A 14,222-nucleotide genomic window follows, 5' to 3' on the forward strand; every position below is an offset into this window, starting at 1 on the left:
CACATCGTCGCGAACCTTGCAGGAGGCCGTCATGAGTACGGAACACGGAGCTGGCAGCACACATCCGGATGATCTTCCACCGGAGCACATCCGTTACATTACGATGGCGGAAGCCAGACCGGGTATGGTGCTCGCCCATGATGTCAATGTGGTTGAAAATGGCATGCTACGGCTGACGATGGCGCGTGGTACTGTGCTCTGCCCGGACACCATTCATCAACTCACCATGCATCATGGTGAGTTTTTGGCCATCAAGCTCAACGATAAGCGCAGCAAAGCTGAATGCGATGCCGATGCCGCAGCTGCACGCGCGCGCGTCATGCAGATATTTGCCGGGGCCGATTTCAGTAATCCAGCCATCAATAATCTTATGCAAGCTGTTCTGGACTACCGCCTCATACAGGGAGGTACGCCATGAGTACAGCAGGCTTGACCCAAGAAGAAGTCATCAAGCGAAGCGAGGCACTGCCTGTCTTCCCTGGCGTGGTAAATGAGTTACTTGCCACCATTGATGATCCCAACGCAAATGTAAAAATACTCAGTACCCATGTCAGTCGCGATCCTGTCTTGACCGGACGCGTACTGGCAGTTGCCAATGCGGCTGCGCAATCGCATGGCGGAAAAATCATTCGGGACATCCACAGCGCCGTCACGCTGATCGGATTAGGCAAAGTGCGGAATCTGGCGATTAAGAGTTGTATCAATGATTTCGTAAAGCAATCCGGCGTGCATCATATTGCTGTTAGTTTTTACGAACACAGTGTCGGGGTGGGCATCTGTGCGCAAGAAGTGGCGACGACCGTTCCCGCTCATGTCGATACCGACTTTGCGTTGGTATCCGGTTTGCTGCACGACATTGGGCAGTTATGGCTATTCCGCTTCAAGGAAGATGTATTCAAGTCAGCCTGGTCGGAGGCGCTGCAGCACAATATAGCGATTGAGCGGTCGGAAACCACCCGCTTTGGCATTGACCACAGCGTGATTGGTGCCTGGCTCGCAGAATATTGGCGATTGCCTGAGCAAATCATCGCAGCCATCCGGTACCACCATGAGCCAGAGAATGCCTTGCCAGATGAACTGGTTGCCACCTTGCATGTTGCTGAAGTGCTAAGCAACGCACTGGATGTGTCTGGCCGGAAGGAAAACCGCGTCACTACGCTTTCAAGTGCAGCGTGCGACACCATCGGCCTTGACTGGACATCAGAGGAGACCATGTCCCTTTTTGGCCGAATTGAAGCGCGTTGCCGGCTCGCATCGGAGTTCTTTGAAGCACACCTAAACGACGGCCCCAAGATGCGTACTTGAGTTGCCAATCTTGATCCCTGCAGCATCTGTAATGACATACAGCCATCTGCATCTATAAATCTGCCCGTCGAGGCGATCCCGCCCTTCTGAACTTCATCCTCCACCGCGCAATTTGACATGCAACGCCGCCTATATAATCAGTACATACTTATACGCGAACGTAGATAGTATAGATGGCAGGCTAGCCCTGATTTGGTACCGCTCTATGCAACACACTTTTGTAATGGAGTGCATCAAATGGCGATTGAATATTGCATTAAGAGCGTAAGAGAACTCAGTGATACCTCTCCGCGAGGCATAGCGCTGTTCGCCTGGGACGACACGGTTAGACGGACACTTACGTTCCCGGAAACCATGACCGTGCACGATGATCGATTCGATGATCGCTCTGCTCTTATACAACTGGCTAACGCCATTGCACGCTTCTTCGTAAGCCTGACGCGACAGGTATGCCGAATCATGACCTTGGGTTGGTATCAGCCAGCGCCCACTTTACTGGATCAGATCAAGCTTGAGGTGAAGTGGATTCGTGCCGAAGACTCACCCTTGTCGCCCGCACTGAACGCCGCATAAAAGATAAGCCACTTGTTCGGCAGTCACGGCTGAACAAGTGGCTTAAGTCTGCGACATCTTGCCTTAGATCGAAAAATCTTCGACGAATGTCTTTTTCTGGCGAGGCCGGATGAAGACGCGCTCACCCACGATGAAGCGCTTATTTGCGTAATGGTCGCGGGACATTTCTGCCTCCACCGGATCACCGTTGGATAGGCTCAACTCCAGTCTGACCGAGGCACCAATCGCACGCACATGATCGATGGTTGCAGGGAGCGCATCACCTTGTGCAATACGCTCAATTTCGATGTCATGCGGACGGACATATGCCACAGCCCCATCTCTTGCACCCGGAGGAATCTCGTCGTCACTGAGACCAAACCCTGCATGCACGCGATGATGAAAGAGATTCACATCACCGAGGAATTTGTATACAAATGGCGTTGCCGGGTTATCGTAGACGTCGTCAGGCGTGCCGATCTGTTCGATCTTGCCCTTATTCATCACCACGATGCGATCAGCGACTTCCAGCGCCTCTTCCTGATCATGTGTCACGAACACAGATGTGACATGCACCTCTTCGTGCAGACGCTTCAGCCAGCGACGTAATTCCTTACGCACCTTGGTATCCAGCGCACCGAAGGGCTCATCCAGCAGTAATACCTTGGGCTCTACCGCCAGCGCACGTGCCAGCGCGATCCGCTGACGCTGCCCACCCGACAATTGCGCCGGGTAACGATCACCCAGCCAATCCAGTTGCACCAGTTGTAATAATTCGGTTACTTTGCGGCGAATGTCTGCATCGCTCGGGCGCGTCTCCTTGGGACGTACACGCAAACCAAAGGCAACATTCTCAAACACTGTCATGTGCCGGAACAAGGCGTAATGCTGGAATACAAATCCAACTTGCCGTTCGCGCACATGGCGATCCGTGGTGTTTTCACCATGAAACAGGATGTCGCCCTGATCCGGGGTTTCCAGACCGGCAATGATGCGTAGAAGCGTTGTTTTGCCACAGCCCGACGGCCCGAGGAGCGCCAATAGTTCTCCGGTTTCCACCTTGAGATTGACGTTATCCAAAGCGACAAAATTGCCAAAGCGTCTGGAGACTGACTGAATTTCAATGCTCATGATTTTTACTCAAACTCGTGTGTTAGCTGCTTTACCAGACGACTTACTCTTCTGCATCCTGTTTCGCTGATGCACCGGCTGCACGCCCTTCAACCCATGTTTTCAGCGCCAATGTAACCAGCGCAAGTAATGCAAGGATGGAGGCATTGGCGAACGCTGCGACGAAGTTGTATTCGTTGTACAGAATTTCTACATGCAGCGGGATCGTATTGGTCAGGCCGCGAATGTGCCCAGACACCACGCTGACCGCACCGAACTCACCCATTGCGCGGGCATTGCACAGAATCACGCCGTACAGCAGACCCCATTTAATGTTTGGCAGCGTAATGCGGGTAAACATCTGCCATCCTGACGCCCCGAGCACCATCGCCGCCTGTTCCTCGTCACTTCCCTGGCTCTCCATGAGCGGAATCAGTTCACGGGCAACAAAGGGAAAAGTCACAAAAACAGTTGCAAGGACAATACCCGGCACAGCAAACATGATTTTGATGTTGTGATCAGACAACCAGTGCCCCAGCCAGCCCTGCGCACCAAATACCAGCATGTACATCAAGCCCACCACAACAGGTGAGACAGAAAACGGCAAATCAATCAAGGTAATGAGCAGGCTCTTGCCGCGAAACTCAAATCGCGCGATACACCAGGCTGCAGCCACACCGAACACCAGATTCAACGGCACCGCGATTGCGGTAATGGTGAGCGTCAGCTTGATTGCAGCAAACGCGTCAGGCTCTATCAATGCCTCACGGTATACGGTCCATCCTTTACGTAACGCCTCCACCAGTACAGTGAGTAAAGGCAGCGCCAGAAATAGCCCCAGAAACGCCAATGCCAGCGTAATCAGCGCGATGCGTACCGGACGGGACTCGACGGTAATAATCGACCGTCTACTTTGACTTAGACTATGCATTGCAACCCTCTCACCGTCTAATGCCATGGCGATGGCCATACCACCACTGAATACCGTTAATAACCAGAATCATGGCAAAACTGATGGCCAGCATGACGCAAGCAATAGCGGTAGCGCCCGCATAGTCGTACTCCTCAAGCCGCGAGATGATCAGCAAAGGCGTGATTTCCGAGACAAAAGGAATATTGCCCGCGATAAAAATCACCGACCCATACTCCCCGATCGCGCGGGCAAATGCCAGTGTAAAGCCAGTTAGCAATGCCGGCAGTGTCGCCGGGAAAATGATCGAACGAAAAATCTGCCAACGCGAAGCACCGAGGCAGGTTGCGGCCTCTTCAAGCTCCTGCTCGAGATCCTGCAACACAGGCTGTACCGTGCGCACAATAAATGGCAAGCCGATAAATGTCAGCGCAATCACCACACCGATTCGCGTAAACGCAATCTTGATGCCCATGGGCTCAAAAAGCTGTCCAATCCAACCATTGGGCGCATAGATAGCGGACAGCGCTATCCCTGCCACTGCGGTAGGCAATGCAAATGGCAAATCGACCATCGCATCAATAAATCGGCGTCCCGGAAATTCATAACGCACCAGTACCCAGGCCACCAGAAATCCAAACACCAGATTGATCACGGCCGCGATGAAGCTGGCACCGAAGGTCAGTTGGTAGGTTGCAATCACGCGATCACTTGCCGCCACAGCCCAGAAGTCGTGCCAGCTCAGCGTTGATGCTTTCAGCACCAGTGCAATCATCGGAATCAGGACAATGATCGCCAGATAGAAGACGGTATAGCCAAATGAAAGCCTGAAGCCCGGCAGCACGCTCGGCTGGCGGAAAGACAATACGCTCATGTCAGACTCACTTTCGGGCAGATACACATCGCACGGGCGATGTCAGAAATGACGGCACAACTCATGGGAGCAACCTGAAATCTTGAGGTGTGCAGAGTAAACCGCTCCGGATATTCCAGGAAAGAAGTTGTGCTTTCACGCAAATTTCAAACTGGAATATGCACACGGCAGCGTCCCCTGCCCGTGCCGCTTTGCGTACGCGGTCAACGCGAGCTAGGCTCCCATGCCGAGACGTGATTCTGGCCCGAGATGCAGACGGCTACCACCCCGGTGGATGACGTGACAATTACGCTGAGTGTAGAGCAAAAAGTTGCGCCATTCCCAGAACATGTTTGCAACACAACGATTGATGCCCTGATTGAATTGCATTTCAGCGATTATAAAAACTCATCTGCACGGCCATTTCGTCTCATTTATATTGAAATCCCAATGTCATCTTTTGGCAAACCCACGCGAGTCCATTAAGATCAAATTGAATGACCTGACTAAATCGACAACGGAGCCCGACTTTCAGTATGTCCATTACCGATTTGGCCTTTCTATGGATGGCCTATGCACTGGGCGGAATCACGCTGGGCTGGCTTTTCATGCGCTACCGCAAAGCATTCCGCCGTATGATGATCCGGCGTAAGCGCCAAGGGGATAACGGGCTAATTTTTGTTACGCCATGGTACCCGGAACCCAAATCAGACCTATTCGTACGGCAGCAACAACCGAGCAAACCATCTAATTCTGAGCATGACTGAACCATTTAGCCAACAATGAGTGCCTGGAATATCTATTTCATTGCCAAATTTATTTTGTACTTTGGCAACTTTATCGACTTTCATTTATTGCCCAATTTATTACTGGCAATCAGTGTCTACTTTCCGTTGAAAGCCTTACGCTGGCGACAAGCAAGATTGATCGTGGCCATTCCCTGCGCCATCGCCCTGTTCTACCACGACACCTGGTTCCCCCCCGTCGGACGCGTACTATCGCAGGCGGGCTACATGAATAGCTTCAGTCCCGCCTATATGCTCGAACTCGCTGGTCGATTAGTGAATCTGAATCTGCTTGCGGTCCTGATCACAGGCGCGCTGATTTACTGGATTGTCCGACGCTGGCTACGCATCAGTGCCTTTGTGATCGCAACGATGGTCACCATCGTGCCAGCATGGTCTCTACGCGATCATTTAGCCGCGCTCGCCACAACGCACAGCGCCCGGGCCGGCCAAGCAACCGCGGTGCAGACATCTGACGACAACACTCCGTCGGCAAGTGCAGCAGATTCGGCAACCATCGAAGCAGCAAGTAAACGCTTCTTCACGAGTGAAAAAAATCGTGTCCTGGCTACCCCTCAGGCCAATCCGTCGGATGTCCCTTTCGACATCATCGTGATTCAGGTGTGCTCGCTCGCGTGGGACGACATGAAATTCGTCAACCTTGAACAGCCTGCGCTCTTTGGGAAATTCGATCTGCTATTCACCCAGTTCAGCTCGGGTGCATCCTACAGCGGTCCGGCAGCGATTCGACTGATGAGGTCAAGTTGCGGACAGATGTCTCATAAAGATCTCTATGGTGCCACCAATCCGGGATGTTTCTTGTTTCAGAATCTTGATCAGGCCGGTTTCCCTACTCAATTTGCAATGAACCATGACGGCCATTTTGGCCGCTTCCTCGATGATCTGCGTCAACATGGCAATCTCAATGCATCGCCCATCGAAATTAACGATACATCTGTCTATCTCAAAGCATTCGATGACACACCGATTCGTGACGACTACGCCGTATTAGAAAAATGGTGGAAGTCCAGACTGGCGTTGCCGAACCCTCGTGTTGCGCTCTACTACAACACCATTAGCCTCCACGATGGCAATCACTATCCGGGTACCTCTACTGGCGATAGCGTAAAAATATATCGTCCGCGGCTTGAGAAACTATTGTCCGATATCGATAAGTTTTCGCATCTAGTCGAAGCATCCGGTCGAAATGCAGCACTTGTGTTCGTGCCGGAACATGGCGCAGCGCTACGTGGTGACAAAATGCAGATATCCGGCTTACGGGAAATACCTGCCCCGAGTATTTCGTTAATACCCGTTGGTGTGCGTTTACTGGGCAAACAGGTGAACCACGGCAGTTCACCGGTGCTTGTCGATACCCCCAGCAGTTATCTTGCCCTGGCGCAATTACTATATGGCATGGCGGCCAAGAGCCCATTTGCCGACAGCGTGAAAATCAGTGACTACACGCACGGTTTGGCAAGGACCCAGTTTGCCAGCGATAACGGTGGCATCATGGTGTTCAAGTATCAAGGACGATACTATCTGCACAACACCGGAGAGGATTGGCAAGAATACAGGCAGTAGCGCCCTGACAGGCTGCCTGCTGGACCGGTAAGGGGCATTCATTCACTTGCTATTTGGCTTTGTACGAGCATCCTGATATCACGCAGTGCCCGGTTGAATAACTCGGCAAACTGCGCACTCCAGGGTGTCTCGCTACCTTGCTCTGCCTTTGCGCCATACTCAATTTCACGCGCCCAGGCCGTGAGATCCGGCATGCCAAATGTAGCACCAGTACCTGCGAGAGAGTGCGCCATACGCGCAAAATCTCGTCGAGACTCAATATGGTCTATCGAGTGATGAAATGCCGCTTCCATCTCATCAAGTTTGGCTGGCAAGCTCGCTAGGTAGTCTAACCGTAACTTAGCTAGTTTGGCTTCAAAGTCATCTGGTAATGGCATACGCTCGCCCTCACCCTTTAAATCCGGAATCTCGACACATGCACTTGCAGTCTATCTGCCAGTGCTGACAAATCCTTGCTGGCTTGCGCCATTTGAACTGATCCGTCTGCAGTTTGCTCGGCGATGCGACTGATTTCAGTCACGCCATTTTGCATATCACGTGAATTACTCGTTTGCGTCGATGCCGCGTCCGCAATCTCATGACTCATGCGATCCACAATGCGCATGCTTTCCAAGATGGCAGACAACGCCTTTCCTGCCTCGGCCGCCTGCGTAACACTGGCCGTGGTTTCATTTCGGCTATCTGCCATCACTTTCACAGCTTCACGTACAGCAGATTGCAGCCGCTCGATAACGGTATTGATTTCACTGGTTGACTGCTGCGTACGACTGGCAAGCGTCCTTACTTCATCTGCCACAACAGCAAAGCCGCGTCCCTGCTCACCCGCACGCGCAGCTTCGATCGCCGCATTGAGTGCCAGCAGATTTGTTTGATCGGCAATATCACGAATCACATCCAGGATTCTGCCAATGTCGCTGCTATATGCATTCAGGCGCTCAACGACCTGCGATGCCGTTTCGATATTGTTCGCCAAGCCATTGATTAGCCCGATATTTTGTTCAACCACATGGTGTCCGGATTCCGCCACTGCGCGTGCCGATCGGATCTCGCTCAGTGTACTGTCTGCACTCCGGGCGACTGCATGCACGCTATCCGACATCTGCGTCATGATGCCCACAATGACATCTGTCTGACGCTTCTGAATGTCGATACCATTGCTGGTTTCCTGTGTAATCGCTGCACTCTCCTCACTGGCCTCTGCCAGTTTGATGGCGCCATCACTGATTTCATGCAGAGTATCTCGCAGCTGCTCTGTCAGCTCATTTGTAAACTTGGCCAGTTCACCAAATTCGTCCTGACTGGAAACGCGCACCCGCTGGGTCATATCGCCTTGCGCGACGCGCTTAAGCTGCTCAATCACACTGGCCATTGGGCCACGGATTGTGGCGGTCACCCAGCTACCCACTACAAACCCGATTGCCATCGCTGCAATTCCGATCACCAAAATCATGACGACCGCAGTCTGGCTTGTCCGGGCACCAGATTCACGAGCTTCGTCAGCTCGCTGCCCGGCGTCGGTATTCACCTTCTCGAGCACCTTTTGCGTGTCGGCCAGCTTGGCATTCATCTCTTTCAGCGCGGCAATGGAGCGCTCATCCAATTCGAGTGATTTTAGAAATTGCGGCATCAGGGCTTTATCGCCCTTAATGAGCGTCAGGTAATGTGTAACCTGATCCTTGATTTCATCAAGCTTGCCACCGCTCAACTTGCCCAGATTGGCGTCAAGATCATTGGCAATGGGGTTCATATCGGTAGCGGCGATACGGGCAGATGCCAGATTTCGATTCTGCATGGCGCCTGTCGCTCGCAGCACCCCTTTTTTCACTGCCTTGCGTATATTCGTTAATGCCTCTTTGGCTGCACCGCCGTGATCAATTGCATCCGCTAAAAGTGAGTCGAGCTCGTCGGCAGTATCTTCCAGGTCACCGCGTGTGCGCTTGATCGGAGCCTGCAAGCCCGCATAGTCGCTATGATTTGAAAACACCTTGCCAGCCGCATCCATGACGCCGGAGACGCGCTGATCGAACTGCTTGAAAACCTCGGTCAGCTCTTCACTCTCAGCTGTCACCTCTTTCAGTTCGCCTCTAAGTTTCTCAAGCCGCTGCTTAGTGGCCGAAAACTGGGCCTTGATCGCCGTAATCTCACCGTTATCAACCGTATTATGCATCACATCGGCCTGCCGCCCAACTTCAAGGAGCGCAATCATGGCCGACTGACTGACATTTCGCAGCGCAGTCTCGCTAGACACGTGATTCAAGCTCGTTTTGATTCGCGCCTGTCCAATCAAGCCGGTCACAGCCACTATGACCAACATCAGAACCAGTACCGCAAAACCGCCTGCGATCCGTTGAATGACAGTCAATTTGCCAAGCATTCGTGTTTCTCCTGTGCCCATCGCCCATGGCGCCACGCCAGATTCAATGAACCTGCTTGTCTTGGTATAAATCACTTACACACTTTTTTCAGCCTTTACCTGCGTTAAAGCGCCTGACACGCATGGAATACAGACGAACGCGCCCAAGTCATTCGCCATGCGCTAGAATGCCGAACCCAAGCCCATCGCATGAGCAAGCAGCAATGAACACGATCAAATACAGAATCGAAGCCACCCGTCCGGAAGCCCATTTATTTACCGTCAGTCTGACGGTAGATTCTCCCGATCCACAGGGACAGGCATTTTCCCTGCCCGTTTGGATTCCAGGTTCTTACTTGATTCGTGAATTTGCGAAGAACATTGTGTCCATTCGTGCGCACTCCGCCGGTCGGGATGTCACACTGAACAAAGTAGATAAAAATCGCTGGGAAGCTGCGGCCGTTCAGGGAGCACTCACACTTGAATACACGGTGTATGCCTTCGATCTGTCAGTGAGGCATGCCTATCTCGATGATCAACGCGGCTTTTTCAATGGCACCAGCGTTTTTCTAGCAGTTGAGGGGCAGAGTCACCTGCCCTGCGATGTTGAAATCGCCCCCCCTAAGGGTGCACAATTTGCGGATTGGCGGGTTGCCACCTCATTGCAAACGGCAGGTGCGCCAGCGTATGGCTTTGGTCACTACAGCGCGGCCGACTACGACGAGCTGATTGATCATCCGGTAGAGCTGGGCGCGTTTACCCTGCTGCAATTCGAAGCCTGTGGTGTGCCACATGATTTCGTGCTGGCTGGGCGGTTTAGACATCTGGACGAGGCGCGTCTTCTACACGACTGTAAAGCCATTTGCGAGACACAGATCCGCATGTTTGGCGAGCCTGCCCCCTTTGATCGCTATGTATTCATGACCGTTGTCACCCCTGATGGTTATGGCGGACTGGAGCATCGTGCATCAACCGCACTGGTCGTGACACGCGACGATTTGCCACGCCTAGGAGAAACCACGCAGAAGGATGGCTATCGCAAATACCTCGGCCTGATCTCTCATGAATACTTCCATAGCTGGAATGTGAAACGCATCAAACCCGCCGCATTTGCCCCGTATGCGCATGATCGCGAAAGTCTGACCCGTCTGTTGTGGGTGTTCGAAGGCATTACGTCATACTACGACGACTTGTTACTGCTGCGCGCCGGGGTCATTCATACCGATTCCTATTTGGAACTGCTCGGTCAAACAATTTCCGGCGTCATCAGCCAGCCTGGCAGACTTGTGCAAACACTGGCTGAATCCAGCTTTGATACGTGGATCAAATACTATCGCCAGGATGAAAACTCGCCCAATAGCGGGATCAGTTACTACACCAAGGGTGCGCTCGCCGGCTTGTGCTTGGACTTGCACATTCGCAATGAAACCCATGGCAAACACTCACTGGATGATGTCATGCTGGCTCTATGGCAGCGGTACGGTCGCGACTTCCATGAAGGTGCGAAGCGTGGACAGGGTATCGGAGAAGATGAATTTGAATCCATTGCGGAAGACGTGACTGGTCTGAATTTGCGTACATTCTTTGATCTAGCTGTTCGCAGCACCCAGGATCTTCCCCTGCAGTCCTTGCTTGCCTCTGCAGGCATTGACTGGCAACAGCGCGCGCCAAGTCATGGCGGCGATAAAGGCAAATGGCTTGATTCGATTCCAGTTGCACCTGCTTGGCTTGGCTGGCGTACCAGCCAAGACGCAGCGGGCGCCAAGGTTTCCCATGTACTTGAGGGGAGCCCGGCTCAGGCAGCGGGCATCTCCGCTGGCGATCTAATAATTGCGGTCGATGGACTGCGCGTCACCCACACCTCCCTTGAGGGGCACGTTTCCCAGTTCAAGGCAGGCGATACGGTGACGCTGGCTGGCTTCCGTCGCGATGAATTGCGGACATGGCTGGTAACGCTGGCAGATGCACCACATACTCTGGTTGCATTGAAACAAAGCGATCGTGCTAAGGAAAACGCCGATTCGGTTTGGCCGGCAGTCTGAGTCCGCCTTGATGATGCCAACTCGCCCCATCGCTGCGCGACTAGCACTCAAACTCCTATTTGCCCGTCCATTTCAGACGGTGCATTTAAGTTTGCGTAGTCTGCCACTCGCAATTCTACTTGCGGAGCTACTGAGCATAGCGGGCGATTGGCCAGTTGAGGCTGGTGTTAGCCTATTCGTAGCCGGCCGGTTTGCGTTCCGGCTTGCGTCGCTATTCTGCGTGGGGGTTGTACTGGCAGGCATTTTCCCTCGACTGACCCGCGCACGTGACCTCCTTGTGCTGTGGGTATGGATGCTAGTGGCGGTATGTGCATTGCGTGCAGCGGCCACGTGGGGCATCACCCGTTTTCCTGCTACGTCTGAATGGAGCAATGCTCATTTTCCCATGCTGCCCGAAGTCCTCATGGCACTCCCCGCAGCGTGGGCGGGCATTGCACTGCTGAGATATATCAGCCTGATTGCTACCAGCAAACGCACGATCATGGCCGCGTTCGCGCTCTTTTTGATTGAAACGGCGCATGGCTGGTTGGCCTGGCAGCAACCCTACTGGACGATGTCGTCAGGGAGTGTTCAGTCGACAGCTGCCTTTTCTGAAAGCCAGCTATACAATCAGAATGTGCTACTGGATGCTCAGCTAGATGTCGTAGCGCCACGTATCGCTGGGGAACGCAACGTCTATGTGATTGCCATTGCTGGCAATGGTGACGAGCAAGTATTTTTGAATGAAGCGCGGCTGGCGCATACTACGCTCAGCCGACACTTTCATGCGCGTGATGCGGTTCTGCTCGCCAATCATCCCGCTCACGCGACAATGCTGCCACTTGTCACGCGCACCAGCCTGACTCGTGCAATCCGCAGTGTTAGCCAGCGTATGAAGCTGGACGAAGATATACTTGTACTCTACATCACTTCACATGGCTCGCCGGACTTCGATCTCCAGCTGATACAGCCGCCAGTCGAGTTCGATCCCATTACGCCGCAATGGATGAAGGGAACACTTGACGACGCCGGCATTCACTATCGAGCGATCTTTATCTCTGGCTGTTTCAGCGGTGGATATATCGATGCGCTTGCCAATCAGAATACCTTGATCATGACAGCGTCCGATGCGACGCATCCGAGCTTCGGGTGCGGACATGAGTCCGACCTCACCTGGTTTGGCAATGCACTTTTAGTACATGCATTGCCGCAAGCGCGAACCATACCCGAGGCCTGGCCAATCGCGACTCAAATCATCAAGAAGTGGGAAAGTGAACAACAGATTGAGGCGTCAAACCCGCAATTACGGATTGGGCAACATTTTGCGACGCATCTAGGATGGGTGTCCGGGCAAGCGAGCACGACCGCCGTCATGCCAGAATGAAAAATCTAGCTCGGGGTTCTGACCACTCACCAACGTTGCGATTGCCAACCCTGACCCCGGCCCCTCTGTCCATCCAAGCGTACCGTGTCCACTATTCACGTACAGACTTGGGTAACGACTGCGTCCCAGGATCGGGACATTTGATGGCGTAGACGGTCGTAATCCCGTCCAGAGCTGTGCATCCTGTCTGACCGCGGAATCAGGAAAGGTTGCAAAATAGCGTTTAAGTAGAGATTCGCAACGCGTCTTATTCAAGTCAGTGTTAAAGCCGCAAAACTCTGCCGTCCCCGCAATTCGAATACGATCCCCAAGTCGTGAATACACCAGACGTGCAGACTCGTCGGTAATGCTAACGCGAGGAGCCAGATCATCTGATTGGATCGGCATCGTCACCGAATAGCCTTTTGCCGGATAAATAGGGACATAGATGCCTGCGCGCTGCAGTAGATCGGCAGAATAGCTGCCAAGACATACCACATACGCGTCCGCCTTTTCCAGCTGGCACTGCGCACCGGAAGAACGCGTACGCACGCCGACAATATCTTGACCATCCGTTTCCAGTGAAAGGATACAGGTGTTAAAGCGGAACTCCACGCCCGCCCTTTCTGCGAGCAATTTCAGTTCATGGGTAAACTTTCGCGCATCGCCGGATTCGTCATCCGGGGCATAGGTCACCCCCGCCAGTCGCCCACTCACCGAGCGCAATGCCGGCTCCATTTCAAGTGCATCAAATACCGAAATTGCTTTACGCTCACACCCCAGCGATCGCAATGTCTCGCTGGTCAAGCAAGCCTTATCGAATGACTCATCATCAAAATAGAGCTGCAGGATACCTTTGGTCTGCTGATCGTATTGAATGCCCGTTTCGGCTCGTAGTGCTCGCAATGTGCGCTTGCTGAAAGCACCGAGTGCGACCATCTGCCGGATATTATGATTGACCGCTCCCGGTAGGCACTCCCGCAAAAAGGCCAATGCCCAACGCCACTGACGTGAATCCATTTTGGGACGAAATAGCAATGGCGAATCATCCTGCCCCAGCCATCGAATGATGCGTCCGGGCGCATCAGGACATGCCCATGGTTCGGACTGAGACACGGACACCTGCCCGCCATTCGCGAAAGACGTTTCAAGTGCGCAATCCGGCTGGCGATCCAGCACAGTTACCTCATATCCCTGCTTATGCAGAAACCACGCCGTACAGACGCCTGTTATCCCTGCGCCGAGCACAATCACCTTCACGCTTACTCGCCTCGATATTTTTGCGATCAATCGCTTTACGGCCTAATAATAGAGGAGACCCATTGCGCAGGGAACAGCATTCTGGCTTTTTGTTGTCCCAAATACTCCGCACGACGTGTCATACTT

12 protein-coding genes are annotated in these 14,222 nt (G+C 53.1%); 6 read left to right on the forward strand and 6 right to left on the reverse strand.

What is annotated here, in order from left to right; translation table 11 throughout:
* Positions 1 to 31 precede the first annotated feature (31 nt).
* The 3 genes from KSF73_13510 to KSF73_13520 all read left to right on the forward strand — a co-directional run bounded on the left by KSF73_13510 (position 32) and on the right by KSF73_13520 (position 1,878).
* Complete coding sequence (locus KSF73_13510) at positions 32 to 418, forward strand: hypothetical protein (GenBank protein ID MBV1776727.1); 387 nt, start codon at positions 32 to 34, stop codon at positions 416 to 418.
* Positions 415 to 1,305 carry an HDOD domain-containing protein gene (locus tag KSF73_13515; protein ID MBV1776728.1) on the forward strand — a complete coding sequence of 297 codons (891 nt, stop codon included), beginning with the start codon at positions 415 to 417 and terminating at the stop codon, positions 1,303 to 1,305. Before KSF73_13510 ends, KSF73_13515 begins: the two co-directional genes overlap by 4 nt.
* A 237-nt stretch (positions 1,306 to 1,542) precedes the next feature.
* On the forward strand, positions 1,543 to 1,878 hold the full coding sequence (locus tag KSF73_13520; protein MBV1776729.1) for a hypothetical protein: 336 nt from the start codon (positions 1,543 to 1,545) through the stop codon (positions 1,876 to 1,878).
* Between the two features lie 63 nt (positions 1,879 to 1,941).
* Here KSF73_13520 and KSF73_13525 read toward each other — a convergent pair whose 3' ends face one another.
* Genes KSF73_13525 through cysT form a run of 3 tightly spaced genes read right to left on the reverse strand, consistent with a single transcriptional unit; the run spans position 1,942 to position 4,751 of the window.
* Positions 1,942 to 2,988: a sulfate ABC transporter ATP-binding protein gene (locus tag KSF73_13525; GenBank protein MBV1776730.1), complete on the reverse strand. Its 1,047-nt coding sequence runs from the start codon at positions 2,986 to 2,988 to the stop codon at positions 1,942 to 1,944.
* Between the two features lie 43 nt (positions 2,989 to 3,031).
* Positions 3,032 to 3,925 carry a sulfate ABC transporter permease subunit CysW gene (cysW, locus tag KSF73_13530; GenBank protein ID MBV1776731.1) on the reverse strand — a complete coding sequence of 298 codons (894 nt, stop codon included), beginning with the start codon at positions 3,923 to 3,925 and terminating at the stop codon, positions 3,032 to 3,034.
* On the reverse strand, positions 3,909 to 4,751 hold the full coding sequence (gene cysT, locus KSF73_13535) for a sulfate ABC transporter permease subunit CysT (protein MBV1776732.1): 843 nt from the start codon (positions 4,749 to 4,751) through the stop codon (positions 3,909 to 3,911). Before cysT ends, cysW begins: the two co-directional genes overlap by 17 nt.
* 761 nt (positions 4,752 to 5,512) lie before the next feature.
* Here cysT and bcsG point away from each other — a divergent pair.
* Positions 5,513 to 7,099, forward strand: a complete 1,587-nt coding sequence (gene bcsG / locus KSF73_13540) for a cellulose biosynthesis protein BcsG (GenBank protein MBV1776733.1) — start codon at positions 5,513 to 5,515, stop codon at positions 7,097 to 7,099.
* 38 nt (positions 7,100 to 7,137) lie between these two features.
* Here the strand turns inward: bcsG and KSF73_13545 are convergent, their stop codons facing one another.
* Positions 7,138 to 7,476, reverse strand: a complete 339-nt coding sequence (locus KSF73_13545) for an Hpt domain-containing protein (protein MBV1776734.1) — start codon at positions 7,474 to 7,476, stop codon at positions 7,138 to 7,140.
* Between the two features lie 17 nt (positions 7,477 to 7,493).
* Complete coding sequence (locus tag KSF73_13550; protein MBV1776735.1) at positions 7,494 to 9,473, reverse strand: HAMP domain-containing protein; 1,980 nt, start codon at positions 9,471 to 9,473, stop codon at positions 7,494 to 7,496.
* A 203-nt stretch (positions 9,474 to 9,676) separates the two neighbouring features.
* On the opposite strand from KSF73_13550, the gene KSF73_13555 reads away from it, so the two are divergent.
* Together KSF73_13555 and KSF73_13560 are read left to right on the forward strand one after the other, a co-directional pair.
* On the forward strand, positions 9,677 to 11,494 hold the full coding sequence (locus KSF73_13555) for a PDZ domain-containing protein (protein ID MBV1776736.1): 1,818 nt from the start codon (positions 9,677 to 9,679) through the stop codon (positions 11,492 to 11,494).
* A 10-nt stretch (positions 11,495 to 11,504) separates the two neighbouring features.
* Positions 11,505 to 12,857 (forward strand): C13 family peptidase, encoded by a 1,353-nt coding sequence (locus KSF73_13560; GenBank protein ID MBV1776737.1) that lies wholly within the window; start codon positions 11,505 to 11,507, stop codon positions 12,855 to 12,857.
* Here the strand turns inward: KSF73_13560 and KSF73_13565 are convergent.
* Positions 12,807 to 14,096: a D-amino acid dehydrogenase gene (locus KSF73_13565; protein MBV1776738.1), complete on the reverse strand. Its 1,290-nt coding sequence runs from the start codon at positions 14,094 to 14,096 to the stop codon at positions 12,807 to 12,809. The genes KSF73_13560 and KSF73_13565 overlap by 51 nt on opposite strands.
* Positions 14,097 to 14,222 lie beyond the last annotated feature (126 nt).

Source organism: Burkholderiaceae bacterium DAT-1, assembly GCA_019084025.1.
Lineage (GTDB): Bacteria > Pseudomonadota > Gammaproteobacteria > Burkholderiales > Chitinimonadaceae > DAT-1.

Excerpts from the sequence above, each read along its gene's own strand:
- cysT (MBV1776732.1), bottom strand. The coding sequence starts at position 4,751 with ATGAGCGTATTGTCTTTCCGCCAGCCGAGCGTGCTGCCGGGCTTCAGG.
- KSF73_13525 (MBV1776730.1), bottom strand. The coding sequence starts at position 2,988 with ATGAGCATTGAAATTCAGTCAGTCTCCAGACGCTTTGGCAATTTTGTC.
- cysW (MBV1776731.1), bottom strand. The coding sequence starts at position 3,925 with ATGGCATTAGACGGTGAGAGGGTTGCAATGCATAGTCTAAGTCAAAGT.
- KSF73_13520 (MBV1776729.1), top strand. The coding sequence starts at position 1,543 with ATGGCGATTGAATATTGCATTAAGAGCGTAAGAGAACTCAGTGATACC.
- KSF73_13515 (MBV1776728.1), top strand. The coding sequence starts at position 415 with ATGAGTACAGCAGGCTTGACCCAAGAAGAAGTCATCAAGCGAAGCGAG.
- KSF73_13510 (MBV1776727.1), top strand. The coding sequence starts at position 32 with ATGAGTACGGAACACGGAGCTGGCAGCACACATCCGGATGATCTTCCA.
- bcsG (MBV1776733.1), top strand. The coding sequence starts at position 5,513 with ATGAGTGCCTGGAATATCTATTTCATTGCCAAATTTATTTTGTACTTT.
- KSF73_13555 (MBV1776736.1), top strand. The coding sequence starts at position 9,677 with ATGAACACGATCAAATACAGAATCGAAGCCACCCGTCCGGAAGCCCAT.
- KSF73_13560 (MBV1776737.1), top strand. The coding sequence starts at position 11,505 with ATGATGCCAACTCGCCCCATCGCTGCGCGACTAGCACTCAAACTCCTA.
- KSF73_13545 (MBV1776734.1), bottom strand. The coding sequence starts at position 7,476 with ATGCCATTACCAGATGACTTTGAAGCCAAACTAGCTAAGTTACGGTTA.
- KSF73_13550 (MBV1776735.1), bottom strand. The coding sequence starts at position 9,473 with ATGCTTGGCAAATTGACTGTCATTCAACGGATCGCAGGCGGTTTTGCG.